Here is a 13,352-nt window from a genome sequence, read left to right as displayed (position 1 = left end):
CCTCATGCAGACAACTCAACACCTACTCGACCGTATGTCCGCCCAAGCCGATGTCTGGGAAAAAAACAGCGACCAGCGCTACGTCTTTCAGCGTTGCTACGGCATGATGAGCCGCAACATGGTGCAAGCCGTCGCCGACGGCCGCTTCACCGACGCACAATGGGTGGAGCGGCTGATGTTGCGGTTCGCCGACTATTACTACGATGCCTTGACACTCTACGAACAGCAACACCCCGACACGCCCCCCGTGTGGAAACAAGTGCACGACGTGGCGCTGCAAAAACGCCTGCACATCATGCAACATCTGTTGCTGGGCATCAACGCACACATCAACTACGATTTGCCATTGGCGCTCTACGACGGGCTGCACGCCGAATGGCCAACCCTCGCGGAACCTGAAAGACAAATCAGAAAGACCGACCACGAGACGGTCAACATCATCATCGCGGAGACCATTGACACGGTGCAGGACGAGGTGATAGAGCCTCGCTCGCCCGTCATGGCCTTGGTGGACCGATTGATGGGCCGCATGGACGAATGGCTGCTCGCACAGCTCATCACGGGTTGGCGCACCGAAGTGTGGCGCGTCACGCTCGACCTCTTGACCGCCGTCACGCCCAACCAATGGGAAGCCATTCGCGCCGCTCAAGAACAAAAGGTGCTGACAAGGGGCAAAGAACTCTCCCGTACCCGACTGATGCGCATCTCAAAAGCGCGTGTGCCATGACCTCCGAACAAATACACTCGATGGTGGCGGAAGGTGGCTTTCCGGGGCCTTCCGCGCCAGTTGATTTGGTGGAGACCCATATTTCTTGGGTCATTTTGACCCCTACGTTTGCCTTCAAAATCAAAAAGCCCGTCCGGTTCCCGTTTCTCGATTTTAGCACCTTGGAAAAAAGGGCGCATTACTGCCTCGAAGAACTGCGCCTCAATCGCCGCCTCGCTCCCGATATGTATCTGGACGTATTACCCATCATTTTTTCAAAAAACGGAATACCCGCGATAAGCCAGACTGCCGCCGACGAGGCCGCGATGGACTTCGCCGTCGCCATGAAGCGCATGGACAATGGCTTACAGATGGACAAACTGCTGCGCCAACACGCCGTCACGCTCGCCAACATGGAGACGCTTGCCGCCATGTTGGCCCGGTTTCATCGAACATCAGTGCTGGACGGCCAAACGCTTGACTACGAGCCGAGCAGCCACCGAGCCGATTTCGATGATTTGTTTCGCTTGGAAGCGACGGCGCAAAAGGTGTCGGGCGCAGCCGCATCGAAGCAGTTCGAGGCGTGGCGCAATCAGGTCGGCACTTTTCTGAACAAACACGAGCCGCGACTGCACGAGCGTGCGCTCAGGGGTTTTTGGGTGGAAGGGCACGGCGACCTGCACGCACGCAACATATTCCTGCTGCCACAAGGCCCGGTGGTGTTCGACTGCATCGAGTTCAACCCACACTTCCGACAGCTGGACGTGCTCAACGAACTGGCTTTCCTCTGCATGGATTTGGAAGCAAACGGCCACCCCGAACTCGCGGCGGCATTTATGAAGGCCTATTGCCACCACTGGCCTTGCCTCGAAAACGCGGAAGACGAGCGCCTGTTTCTTTATTTCAAAGCCTACCGTGCCAACGTTCGGCTCAAAGTGGCGCTAACGGAATGGGAACAGCACCCCGCTCCCACCCTCGAAGCCTCCGCAGCGACATATCAGGCTTTGTTGGCGCGATACCTTCAAGCATTGGAGTAGTCCCCGGAGATTTCTCGTTTTTTCATCTGCGCAACTTATCTACCTTCGCCGCGCAACACACCTGACTCAATATGGAAAACTCGAACAGAGACATCTTCGTCGTGGACGACGACAATATGTACGCTGCCATGCTCGCCGACCATCTGGAAGCACAAGGCTATTCCGTCAAGACTTTCTCGACAGGGGAGCAATGTCTGGAAAACCTCGACGAAAACCCCTATCTAATCATCCTCGACTATTATCTCGATTCGGAGGTGCCGGGCGCGAAAAACGGCCTCGAGATTTTGAAAGAAATCAAAAAGACGGACGAGGATATCAAGGTCATCATGCTCTCCTCACAGGAACACTACGGGGTCGCCTTGCAGACCATTGCCAAGGGCGCGATTTACTACGTCATCAAGGATTTGCAATCGTTCAAAGAGATTGACAGCCTCTTGGAGGGGATGGAGTGAAATATACCTCGCGCCGCAGGGCAAACGCATCAAAATACAACCGACCTCGGAGAGGTCAAATGTCGGCAGTAGAAATGGTGTGTTTTTGTGATAATTATCACGACCTCTCCGAGGTTTGTGCCATTTTGATGCGTTTGCCCTGACCTCGCGCCGTTAGGTTTTGGGCATGGCTAAAAGTGCAATCTGCTCAAAATCAAGAACACCAATCATGGACATCTGACAAATCCTAGCGAATCATAGGATAAATGAAGTATGGCCGATTTATGTCCAAACTGACAAACACTACTTTAATGTGGCTGCTGTGGATGGTGTCGCCATCCTTATCCGCGCAAAACCCGCTCTTCAAGGATTGGGCAGCCCGCATACCTATCAGCGACAGCGGCTTCGTCGAAATCAATCAGTACATCCAGTTCTGGAACGTCATCTCACTGCGCTATTCCGGCTTAGAGGTTGACCCACGCTTAGACCCTCACATCAGAAGGGGGCGCTTGGGAGTGTCGGGGCGCTTGAGCAGCAAGGTGCTGTTCAATGCTTCCTTCGCTTATGACGGTGTCGGCAAAGACCCCTCCACCACCGCGGCAGGTGTGCCCAACGCCGAGGACAACACTACTTTTTTCCCGCGCGACATCCAGATAACCTACCGGGCGCACCCGCTGCTCAACATCACCACCGGGTATTTTCGCCCCCGGGCTGGAAAGGAATCTATCAACAGCTCCTCTTTTTGCATCTCACAGGAAAAAGGGCTTCCCAGTTTTCATCCACGTATCCACGTCACCGGAAGGGGCATAGGCCGCGAGACAGGCATCAACGTCGGTGGGCTTTACACTGGCTCATCGTTCTCGCTGCTCTACGACGCGGGACTTTTCGACCCCAACCACCCCACCATTCGGGGCGATGGGCCGATTTGGAGCCCGCTTATCTGCTCGCGGGTGGTCTTCATGTTGGGTGACCGCGAAATGACGGAATACCTGACCACCTATTTCCAGTCTGGTTTTGGGGAAAGAAAGAGCGTGAGCATAGGATTCAGCCATGCCTACCAAAGCCGAACCAATCTTTTTCGCAACAATGGCTTTTATGGCACCGACCTGCAAATCAACTGGGGGCCGCTCGATGTGGTGGGGGAGTGGCTTTGGCTTCACCGCGACTCGCCGCTCAACAACGGCAGCAGCCTCCGCACCATTGACCAGAGCTATGTGATAAAAGCCGCGTGGAATGTGCCGGACAATTGGGGCGGCGCTTGGCAATTCTGCGTGATGTACACGGGCGACAAGAGCGATACCATGTTTGCTCGGCAAGTCAATCCGTTCACGCAGGCAACACCTCACACGCAATGGTCGGGAGGGGTGAACTGGCTGCTCAATCGCAACAAACTAAAACTGGGGCTGCATATCGCCAATGGCCGCCGTATCGGCAATGGAGTGTTCGACAACTACACTTACCTGAACCCTAGCTTGCAGTTTATGATGTAAGGAAGATTGCTCACGGCTCGCGATAAGTTGAATTCCTTAGTCAAAAATAATAGCTGAAGTAAAGCGAGCGCAGGTACTGTGTTTGCCAAATGATGCTACCCGCCTTTTCCTCCCTCGTGATTTTTTGAGGTGAAAAATTGGAGTCAACATAAGTGTAATGAAAGCGTGTTTTGGCAAACCTGTAGCCAATGAACATGCCTGATTCGGCACTTACGCTAAAGCGTGGAGAAAAGAAAAAACGAATGCCGCCGAATCCATTCACGCCAGTAGCCAATGTGCGAGTTTGGTCGTAATACACATTTGTGGTAATGTTTTGGTCTGAAATGTAAACCACGGATGGGTATAAACCCGTGCCGAAAGTCGAATGCACCGCAGAACAGTCCCCTCCATAGAAAAACTGGATTCGCTCTCTTTGCTTTTGCCATTCTAGCCCAACGCTGGCAAGAATTGACCCGCGAGCGCTTTTTAAGTCGCGCACGTCGTTTCCCGGAGAATTACCTTCTACCTTGGCATTGGTGGGGACCTCAAATGCGCCGCCCAATGACAGGCGCAATGCCCTTTTTTCATAAACGTTGATGTACTTTTTTTCGCCTATCCGCTTCTTGAAAATAAGCCCCGAGCCAATGCCTTGCAAAGAAAAAATGGACTTGACGTCAATCCCTATTTCGTATTCGTGCTGGTTGTATTTCACTTCGTTTTTGACCTGTTTTTCGTTGGTCGTTTGTGCTGAAAGGCAAGGGGAGAGGAAGCATAGGATGCCGATTGTAAGTATTTGTTTCAAGTTGAGAAAGATTTACGCAAGAATACGTTATTTCCCATTCATCTGCTGCGTTGGCCAAATCGCCTAAATGAGTATTTAACCTTCTTGATGCTGAATAACGTCTCGCCTGCTGTTGGCGAGGCCGCTAACAATTGCAGAAACTATATCTGGATAGCAGTGCCGACATTTCTGAACGTGCTGCCTTTCATCATATCGAGCATGGGCAGGTTTGATGTCTCGGGTGTGAACATGAAGCGCCCGCCGTTGGGCAGGAAAAAATCGCCCCATACGTTCATCTCATCGCGTTTGTTTTCATCGCTGTAAATACTGACGACTTTCAGCACGACCCGGCTATTGCGCGTGTCCGTGACGGTAAACCCGTCTTTGATGCTTTTTGCCTCAAATGAAGCAGCTTGGCTGCCGGTAAATTTGCCTTCCTTCAAGGAGGCTTCTAGTACGCCGGAAGGTGCGTAAATCTCGAAATTGACCATTCGCCCGGTACTATCGTTGCCGCTGACGGTCAAAATGGAGTATTCTCCAAATGCGATGGTGCGTTTGCAGTTGATGAAGTAACAGCCCCCAATTTTTAAGCAGACATCTTTATGGTTATTTTGGGCCGAAGCTTGAGACGAGGAGGCCAGAAGTGCCGCAATAAAGAACCACAACAGACAATGCTTTTTCATGGAAAAATTTTTATTGAAAAGTGAAAGGAGATGCTCCAGTAGCGATTAAGTCTATTTCGGATTATGCTGTTTGGAGGATTGCTTTGGCAAAGTTATACCTTGATTCGCTAGGATTTGTTAGACGGACATGATTGATGTGATTGATTTTGAACAGATCGCGATTGCAGCCATGCCCAAAACCTAACGGCGCGAAGTATACCTGTCAATGACAAAGTTAAGCCTCTATTTTCATGACACAAGATTTTGGGCTCTTCGTGCACACTACCAGACATTTTTGTTTTTTGTGCATCCAGCGGGGAGGCTAAAAGTCCCGTAGGGACTATATCTGTGTAGTGGTAGGGGCCTGCGACAAAATTATTTCATCGTTCCGTAGGAACGGCATCTCGCTCCCCCAGATACCCAGGCAAACGCATCAAAATACAACCGACCTCGGAGAGGTCAAATGTCTATCGCAGCAAACAGGTCACCAACATTCGGCCCCGCCGGGGTCGTAAACACCGCGAAAATGGGGCGTTTCTACCAACATTTGACCTCTACGAGGTTTGTGCCATTTTGATGCGTTTGCTCTGCCCTAGATACCGTTCCTACGGAACAGTGCAGAATGTCCTTTGGCGTTCTCTACAAAGATGCAGTCCCTACGGGATTCTTGACACAACGACACCTCAAATGTATAGTAGTGTCTTCTTCGTGACTTTACATGGGGTGAATATCAAGGTAACGTACCAACAGCATTTATAGTCAACGCAAATCAGCCCCGTCCGCTTCACTTGGTTGGGCAAGTCCCTGAGTGCAGGGTCTGACAAGGTGGTTTTGAACGAACGGCGCTCGCAATCCTTTGAAAATCACAAAAATCAATCAAGGAAATCCCTGCCTTGCCAACGGGCAGATTCGAATCCTCTTTAATCTGGATATAAACCCACGTTAGGGCAAACCAAAAAACATGGGCTGTTCCGATGATACAGGACAGCCCATGTTTTTGAATTTCAATAGACTTGCTGCGGTGGAGGGCTTTCCCTTTGCCAAGGGCCCCCACCGCAACAAGTCTAACACCCTGTGGACTTATTCTCCCTCGCCTACGGGTTCGGTACTTGTGCCCAAGAAGGCATGGCCCGATGCAAAATAGTAGTTGATGGGGGACTCGTTTCTAAGCACATCGAGCACGCTCTGAAACATGGACGAGGGCAAATGCATGGTAACCCGCCCACCCGTTTGACTGTCGTTTGGAAAAGGCATCCCGGTGTCGTGAAACCGGATGTAGCCCAAAACGGTGTTGCCATTGTAAAGCGAGATTTGTGCGCGATTGTCTTGGTATCCATCAGAAGTGCCGTAGAACAGCACATGGTAATTTGTTACGTTTGCCATTTTGCATTCTTTTTGAAGGTGATAAAATTTTACTACGCGAAAGTAGCCTGAAAAGCGAAGCATGCAGTACCGCATCAAAGATTTAATTGGCTATTAGTCGCCTTTTAATCGTCGTTTGCTTTCGCCATTTTCCTTCCCCCTTTTGACTACCTTTGCGCCCCGTTTTTAACCCTCAACCTTCCACCCTCAACCATCTATCATCCATGCAAGTCAAAGATTTTCTGAAAAAACTCGGCCTCCGCACGCGCAACACTGGCACCTCCACCGGGCTGAACGCCATCTCCGGCCACCGCCGTTTCCTTGATTCCCATTCGCCTGTGAATGGCGAGTATATTGGCTCGGTGAGCATCACCACCCGCGAGCAATACGACCAAGTCATCCAGTCCGCCCAAACCGCCTTCAAAATATGGCGCGAGATGCCCGCCCCGAAGCGCGGCGAAATCGTGCGCCAATTCGGCGACGTGCTGCGCCAATACAAAGACCCACTCGGTCGGCTCGTCTCCTACGAGATGGGCAAAAGCCTTCAAGAGGGCTGGGGCGAAGTGCAGGAGATGATTGATATCTGCGATTTTGCGGTCGGCCTTTCGCGCCAACTCTATGGCCTCACTATGCACTCCGAGCGCCCCGGTCACCGGATGTACGAGCAATGGCATCCGCTTGGCATCGTCGGCATCATATCGGCGTTCAATTTCCCCGTCGCCGTGTGGTCGTGGAACGCCTGCATCGCCTGGGTTTGCGGCGACGTGTGCGTGTGGAAGCCTTCGGAAAAAACGCCGCTTTGCTCCATCGCTTGTCAGCATTTGTTCCAAAAAGTATTGAAAGCCAACGATTTGCCGGAGGGCATTTCTTGCATCATCAATGGCGACTACAAAGTGGGCGAGTTCATGACCAAAGACCATCGCGTCGCGCTCGTGAGCGCCACAGGTAGCGTGCGCATGGGCAAAATCGTGGGCCAAACCGTATCTGCCCGACTTGGCCGTACCATCCTCGAACTGGGCGGCAACAACGCCATCATCATCACGCCCTCGGCAGACATGAAAATGGTGCTGACAGGCGCGGTGTTCGGCGCGGTCGGCACAGCAGGGCAACGCTGCACTTCCACAAGGCGGCTCATCGTGCACGAATCAGTGTATGAACAGGTGAAAAACACCCTTGCCAAAGCCTACCCCCAACTTCGCATCGGCGACCCGCTCGACCCGAACAACCATGTCGGCCCGCTCATTGACAAATACGCCGTGGACAACTACCTCGCCGCCATTGAGTCCATCAAAAAGCACGGGGGCAAATTCGTCGTGGAAGGCGGCGTATTGTCGGGCAAAGGCTACGAGAGCGGCTGCTATGTGAAGCCCTGCATCGCCGAAGTGGAAAACCACTGGGACATCGTGCAGCACGAGACCTTCGCGCCGATTCTTTACCTCATCAAATACAAAACCATCGAAGAGGCGATTGCGCTGCAAAACGCTGTGCCGCAAGGACTTTCGTCGGCCATCATGACCACCAACCTGCGCGAGGCCGAGCGTTTTCTTTCCGCCAGCGGCTCCGATTGCGGCATCGCCAACGTGAACATCGGCACCTCTGGCGCAGAAATCGGCGGTGCGTTTGGCGGCGAAAAAGAAACCGGGGGCGGGCGCGAATCGGGTTCCGATTCATGGAAAGCTTACATGAGGAGGCAAACAAACACGATTAACTATTCGGAGGCGCTGCCGTTGGCGCAGGGGATTAAGTTTGAGTTTTGAGGCGGATGCATCGGCGATTTACGTTACTTTTGTAAAAAATTTCAGCACATGAATATCTCTGCTGCCGAACAATTGCTCACTGCCGAAGAATATCTCGAGTTGGAAAAACACTCCGAGACACGGCACGAGTATTACTTTGGAAAATTGCTGCCTATGCCAGGTGAATCTTTAAACTCGAACGAAATCGTCCAAAACTGGATTGAAAAACTGCGCAGAGTGCTGCGCGAAAAGGGGTATCGGACCTTCGCTGAAGATATCAAAGTGATGACCGCCCCCAAAGGAGTTTATCGCTATCCTGATTTCGTCGTTGCAAAAGCCAAAGATTGCAACGACCCTTATGTGATTGACAAACCAGTTTTTCTGGTCGAAGTGGCCTCCAAAGATTCTTATGACCGCGACAGGTTTGACAAATTCAGGGAATATACCTCATTGCCAACCTTACAGCATTATTTGATTGTTCATTCCGAAAAAATGGTCGTTGAGTTCTTCTCGCGCCGTGACGATGCTTCGTGGGACATTCAAATCTTCATCCAGCCGGAAGAAAAAGTAACTCTGCCGATGTTCGACACCAGCATGACCTTGGCAGAAATCTACGAGTTCGTCGAGTTCACTTCATAGCCCGATACACAACCCCCTGCAACTTCGGCCTGTAATTCCCATCGCCCAACTTGTTGTTCTCCATCGTCGGGTAAGTCCGGTTGGATAAAAATATGAAAATCAGGTTTTTATCCGGGTCAGCCCAGACGCAGGTGCCGGTGAAGCCGAGGTGCCCAAAGGTGTTCGGCCCAGCCAGCGGGCTCATGTTCTGGCTTTCTTTTTCGTTCAATTCCTTCATGTCGAAGCCAATGCCGCGCCGCGTGCTGCGCTCGTAGCGCGTGGTGAACTGCCGCACCGTTTCGGGTTTCAGAAATTGCTGGCCACCGTAGCTGCCCCCATTCAACAACATCTGGAACAGCCGCGCCAAATCGTTCGCGTTCGAGAACAAACCCGCATGGCCGCTCACCCCGCCGAGCATCGCCGCGCCCATGTCGTGGACGTATCCTTGTATTTTTTGATGGCGGAAATAAGCATCTTGTTCAGTCGGGGCGCAGCGTGGGGCGAGGCCTTTTTGCCACGGGTTGTAAGTCATGGTGGCGAGACCGAGCGGGCGGTAGAAATTTTGCTCCGCAAATTGATTCACAGCCAAACCGCTCGTTCGCTCAATGGCACGTGCCGTGAGATACAGCCCCAAATCCGAGTACTTGTAGCGTTTTTCGCCCAATGGACTTCTGAAAATCGTGTCCCACATCCAGTCCACCCTTTTGTTTTCCATAAACATTCCCGGCGCGACGGCGTATTCCGAGTCGTGGTCGCGTTCGCGGTGGTAAATGTGCGCGTCGGGCAAGCCGTTTTCCAACGTGAATTTGTAGAACGGAATCCACGCCACCAGTCCCGCGTGGTGCGCGAGTATCTCCCTGACCTTTAATGATTTTTTATCAGTTTTCAACAACTCCGGCACATAACAAGCCATCGTCGAATCGAGGTCGAGTTGGCCGTTTTCCACCAACTTCATCGTCGAAATTGTGGAAGCCGCCACCTTTGTAATCGAGGCGAGGTCGTAAATCGTCTCGGTTGTCACGGGCGTAGGTTGTTCGCCAACCGGAAGGTTGGCGTTACTTGTACCGCCAACCTTCTGGTTGGCGAGCGTGGGAGTATCGCTAACCTTCTGGTTGGCGAACTCAGGATAAGTAAAATGCCCATAAGCCTTGTGCCACACGATTTTCCCGTCTTTCGCCACGAGGATTTGGCAGCCCGGCGCTGCGCCCGTGCGGATGAGTTCTTCCACCAAGACCTCCATCATCAAAAGCGTGTCGCTGCTCATGCCAACCGCTTCCGGGAGGTCGTAGCCCATTCTTTTTTGGGGAAATGTTTTTTGAATGCCCTGCCCGAATTTCGCCGCCGCAGAGGCCGTCACGGGCAATTTTCCCGACAAATCGTTTGCGCCAAAAAGGCTTTGCGCCGCCAGTTCCTGCGCGGGAGCGTCTTCGGTGTAGGCTTGCAGCAACACCGGAATTTCATCAAAGTATTTTAGGCTGTACGGACTGCCGAACATCGTCACGGCCACCGTCGTCACCTTGTTCAATTTGTCCACAAATTGAACTTGGCTGTCCGTTAAGCCGTAATTGTCCGATGCCCGCGTGCGGGTGCCGTGGAAACTCACGAGCACCACGTCGAATTGGCGCAACGTGTCCAACAACTTGGCGGTCAGCGTGGAATCAATTTCTTTCCCTGCGTTGAAATGCGTCACAGGCGCGTAGTAGCCGCAATAAGTTTGGAAAATCGTCCGCGCCGTGTCGCCCAAAGCCAGCGACGCGATTTTGTATTTTTCCACATTCTGGAATCCCGTGAGATTAGGCTGGTCGCGCACGAGCGTGAGCGCGTGGGCGATGAGGCGGCGTTTCAGCACGAGGAATTCCGGCGTGTTGAGGTCGCGGCGGAGGTTGGCGAGTTCCACGCGCTGGGGTTGGGTGAGGCCGAGGCGGTATTTGGCGCGTAGCACGCGCTTGGCACTCGCGTGGAGCCGGTTGCGGTCGAGCCTTCCATCGGCAATAGCGGCTTTCACGGCGCTCATGGCCGCATCCACATTTTCGGGCAGCAGCACGATGTCGTTGCCAGCGCGGAGTGCCTCCACGTCGGCATCGCCGGGTTTGAAATGTTTGGTCACGCCTTGCATTTCCATCGCGTCGGTGAAGACAAGCCCTTCAAAACCAATTTCCTCGCGCAGCAAATTTTGAATCGTCGGCTGGCTCAACGTCGTCGGGCGGTTCTCGCGATTGTCCAACGCTGGCACGCTCAAATGCGCCACCATGACCGACCCCACGCCCGCCTGCGAGAGCGCGCGGAAGGGGAACAACTCGATGCTGTCGAGCCGCTCGCGAGCGTGCGCGATGAGCGGCAGGTCGAAATGCGAGTCCATGTCCGTGTCGCCGTGACCGGGGAAATGTTTGGCGCAGGCGAGTACCCCGCCGTCCTGCAAGCCCATCATGTACTGAAAGGCTTTGGCCGTCACGTTTGCGCGGTCTTCGCCGTAGGAGCGCTCGTTGATGACCGGGTTCGCTGCGTTGTTGTTCACGTCCACGTCGGGCGCGAAGTTGACCTGTACCCCGAGGCGGCGGCATTGGCGGGCGATATCGCGCCCCATGTCGTAAATCAGTTTGTTGTCCTGCACCGCGCCGAGCATCATGGCGCGGGGGTAGGAGATGGCGCTGGAGCGGTAGCGCATTCCGAGACCATTTTCGTAGTCGCCCGCAATCATGAGCGGCACGCGCGGGCTGGCGGCTTGGTAGCGATTGGTGAGTTCGGCCTGCTTCTCCACCGTGCCGACGAGCGTGGGGTTGAAAAAACACAAACCGCCGGGCCGGTAGCGCCGAATCAAATCCTCCACCTGCCGCTCGTAGGCCGTGTCCTTGTCCGCGTGGGCGCGCAGCATAAAGAGTTGGCCGAGGCGCTCCTCTTCGCTTAGGGCGTTGAACACGGAATCTACCCACTGCCCTTCGCGGGGGTCAAGACTTCGGGAAAAATCAAAGGGATGATGTGGCCAATTTGCCGACAATGCGAGCAAGGCGCTGAAAATCAGGGAAGTCAGGATGATTCGATACACGGGAAACGGTCGTTTTTTGACCGTAAAGGTGGGGAAAAGTTGGGAAAGGGGGAGATGCTTCGTTCGCTCGATGCTTTCGCCCTGCTTGTGTCTTTTGACCAAGCAGGAAGAGTAGAGTGTGACCTTGCTTTATCATGAAGTTTGGTGCGGAAGGTTGATTTCGTTGTACGCTTTGCGCTTGGTCAAAAGACACAAGCGCGGCGGGGAAGACCAAGCAAGGCAGAACCGAATAAGAGACGATGCTTTCCCACTCGGTTGTCCTGTTGTAAACATCGGTCCGAATCGTGGAACAGGCTCTCGGTCGGCTTTTCCCCTCGCAGGTTGCCCGACGTAGAGCGGACAGGTGTTTACAACATGACAACCGAATAAGAGACGATGCTTTCCCACTCGGTTGTCCTGTTGTAAACATCCGTTCGAATCGCGGAACAGGCTCTCGCTCGGCTTTCCCCTCGCAGGTTGCCCGACGTAGAGCGGACAGATGTTTACAACATGACAACCGAATAAGAGACGATGCTTTCCCACTCGGTTGTCCTGTTGTAAACATCGGTCCGAATCGCGGAACAGGCTCTCGGTCGGCTTTTCCCCTCGCAGGTTGCCCGACGTAGAGCGGACAGATGTTTACAACAGGACAAGCGAGTGAGAGAGCGGAGCAAAAAACTACCGTCCTTCAAACAAGGGCGGCCAATGCCCACAAATTTCCGTGTTGAAAAATTTCCAGTCGGGATTTACTTCTTCGATGAGGGCGTTTTTCTTTTCCCGCGTCATGTTTTGGATTTCTTTCTCGCGGGCGATGGCATTCAGCACATATTGATACCATTCGTAGTAAACCAAGTTGTAGCAATAATATCGCCCTGCGAAAGTTTCTTTTTTACCTCGGTTGTCGTAGTGTTCTTTCAGGCGGGCGGCCAAGTCGTTTGTCATGCCGACGTAGAGCACTGTCTTTTTCCAGTTGGTGAGGATATAGACCCAGAAGTTGTATTCACGTTTCATGCTTAATTGTTGGTTTTAAAGCGATTCTGATTTACGCCGAAGTGAGTCTATGTTTCTTTGGCAGGCTGCCCGACTTGGAGTGGACAGATGTTTACAACAGGACAAAAAAGCGGAGTAAGCTGTTCTAAAAACTGGCTTCTTCGCGATTGAATTTGAAGCCGCGTGTGTCTAGCCGCGTCGTTTTGAACTCTTTTTTCTTAGTCGCCGTAACCGCAGGTTTCGCCTGCTGGCGCGAAAGCCGAATTACGCGCATTTGCTCCAATTCGCGGAGAACATTCTGAGCATGATTGTCCAATATTTCGACTGTAAATGTCATAGGTCAAGCAATTTTGGCTTCAAAGTTAGCGGTAAATTGCGGAACGTCTGAAAATCATGCGGAGACATTTTCTGCTGCCAAAATTGAGTGGCCCCTTCGCACCGCCAAGCCGCCTCCCCCAATGCAGCGTAGTTCTGTCAGGCGGGTGACGGTTTTTGCATTCCTCTTACCTCTCTACGTTGTCATCCTGATCCGCCGGCT

At 52.9% G+C, this 13,352-nt stretch carries 11 protein-coding genes; 6 read left to right on the top strand and 5 right to left on the bottom strand.

The window, feature by feature from the left end; genetic code table 11:
• Positions 1-4: 4 nt before the first annotated feature.
• The 4 genes from KIS77_17415 to KIS77_17400 all read left to right on the top strand — a co-directional run bounded on the left by KIS77_17415 (position 5) and on the right by KIS77_17400 (position 3,664).
• A complete protein-coding gene (locus tag KIS77_17415; protein ID MCW5924105.1) occupies positions 5-727 on the top strand; it encodes a hypothetical protein in 723 nt (240 codons plus the stop codon).
• Complete coding sequence (locus KIS77_17410) at positions 724-1,743, top strand: phosphotransferase (GenBank protein ID MCW5924104.1); 1,020 nt, start codon at positions 724-726, stop codon at positions 1,741-1,743. Before KIS77_17415 ends, KIS77_17410 begins: the two co-directional genes overlap by 4 nt.
• 71 nt (positions 1,744-1,814) lie before the next feature.
• Positions 1,815-2,195: a response regulator gene (locus KIS77_17405; GenBank protein ID MCW5924103.1), complete on the top strand. Its 381-nt coding sequence runs from the start codon at positions 1,815-1,817 to the stop codon at positions 2,193-2,195.
• A gap of 263 nt (positions 2,196-2,458) precedes the next feature.
• Complete coding sequence (locus tag KIS77_17400) at positions 2,459-3,664, top strand: hypothetical protein (GenBank protein MCW5924102.1); 1,206 nt, start codon at positions 2,459-2,461, stop codon at positions 3,662-3,664.
• Positions 3,665-3,704: 40 nt separating this feature from the next.
• Here KIS77_17400 and KIS77_17395 read toward each other — a convergent pair whose 3' ends face one another.
• From KIS77_17395 to KIS77_17385, 3 genes are all read right to left on the bottom strand, one after another.
• The gene (locus KIS77_17395; protein ID MCW5924101.1) at positions 3,705-4,445 is read right to left on the bottom strand and encodes a hypothetical protein; all 741 of its coding nucleotides are present in this window, start codon (positions 4,443-4,445) and stop codon (positions 3,705-3,707) included.
• Positions 4,446-4,585: 140 nt separating this feature from the next.
• Positions 4,586-5,107, bottom strand: a complete 522-nt coding sequence (locus KIS77_17390; protein ID MCW5924100.1) for a hypothetical protein — start codon at positions 5,105-5,107, stop codon at positions 4,586-4,588.
• 1,059 nt (positions 5,108-6,166) lie between these two features.
• Entirely contained in the window at positions 6,167-6,469 is a 303-nt protein-coding gene (locus KIS77_17385) for a hypothetical protein (GenBank protein MCW5924099.1), read from the bottom strand.
• 203 nt (positions 6,470-6,672) lie between these two features.
• Here KIS77_17385 and KIS77_17380 point away from each other — a divergent pair, with 203 nt between their 5' ends.
• Both KIS77_17380 and KIS77_17375 read left to right on the top strand, forming a co-directional pair.
• Positions 6,673-8,205, top strand: a complete 1,533-nt coding sequence (locus tag KIS77_17380) for an aldehyde dehydrogenase family protein (GenBank protein MCW5924098.1) — start codon at positions 6,673-6,675, stop codon at positions 8,203-8,205.
• Between the two features lie 48 nt (positions 8,206-8,253).
• A complete protein-coding gene (locus tag KIS77_17375) occupies positions 8,254-8,823 on the top strand; it encodes a Uma2 family endonuclease (protein ID MCW5924097.1) in 570 nt (189 codons plus the stop codon).
• Here the strand turns inward: KIS77_17375 and KIS77_17370 are convergent.
• Together KIS77_17370 and KIS77_17365 are read right to left on the bottom strand one after the other, a co-directional pair.
• A complete protein-coding gene (locus KIS77_17370) occupies positions 8,813-11,845 on the bottom strand; it encodes a serine hydrolase (GenBank protein MCW5924096.1) in 3,033 nt (1,010 codons plus the stop codon). The two genes, KIS77_17375 and KIS77_17370, sit on opposite strands and share 11 nt — an antisense overlap.
• 657 nt (positions 11,846-12,502) lie before the next feature.
• Positions 12,503-12,835, bottom strand: a complete 333-nt coding sequence (locus KIS77_17365) for a GIY-YIG nuclease family protein (protein ID MCW5924095.1) — start codon at positions 12,833-12,835, stop codon at positions 12,503-12,505.
• Between the last annotated feature and the right edge of the window lie 517 nt (positions 12,836-13,352).

Source organism: Saprospiraceae bacterium, assembly GCA_026129545.1.
In the GTDB taxonomy this organism is placed as follows: domain Bacteria; phylum Bacteroidota; class Bacteroidia; order Chitinophagales; family Saprospiraceae; genus M3007.
This window is presented reverse-complemented; position numbering and strand designations above follow the sequence as displayed.

What these genes read in the sequence shown, in the direction of transcription:
- KIS77_17415 (MCW5924105.1), top strand. Translation starts at nt 5, where the DNA reads ATGCAGACAACTCAACACCTACTCGACCGTATGTCCGCCCAAGCCGAT.
- KIS77_17410 (MCW5924104.1), top strand. Translation starts at nt 724, where the DNA reads ATGACCTCCGAACAAATACACTCGATGGTGGCGGAAGGTGGCTTTCCG.
- KIS77_17405 (MCW5924103.1), top strand. Translation starts at nt 1,815, where the DNA reads ATGGAAAACTCGAACAGAGACATCTTCGTCGTGGACGACGACAATATG.
- KIS77_17400 (MCW5924102.1), top strand. Translation starts at nt 2,459, where the DNA reads ATGTCCAAACTGACAAACACTACTTTAATGTGGCTGCTGTGGATGGTG.
- KIS77_17390 (MCW5924100.1), bottom strand. Translation starts at nt 5,107, where the DNA reads ATGAAAAAGCATTGTCTGTTGTGGTTCTTTATTGCGGCACTTCTGGCC.
- KIS77_17385 (MCW5924099.1), bottom strand. Translation starts at nt 6,469, where the DNA reads ATGGCAAACGTAACAAATTACCATGTGCTGTTCTACGGCACTTCTGAT.
- KIS77_17380 (MCW5924098.1), top strand. Translation starts at nt 6,673, where the DNA reads ATGCAAGTCAAAGATTTTCTGAAAAAACTCGGCCTCCGCACGCGCAAC.
- KIS77_17375 (MCW5924097.1), top strand. Translation starts at nt 8,254, where the DNA reads ATGAATATCTCTGCTGCCGAACAATTGCTCACTGCCGAAGAATATCTC.
- KIS77_17365 (MCW5924095.1), bottom strand. Translation starts at nt 12,835, where the DNA reads ATGAAACGTGAATACAACTTCTGGGTCTATATCCTCACCAACTGGAAA.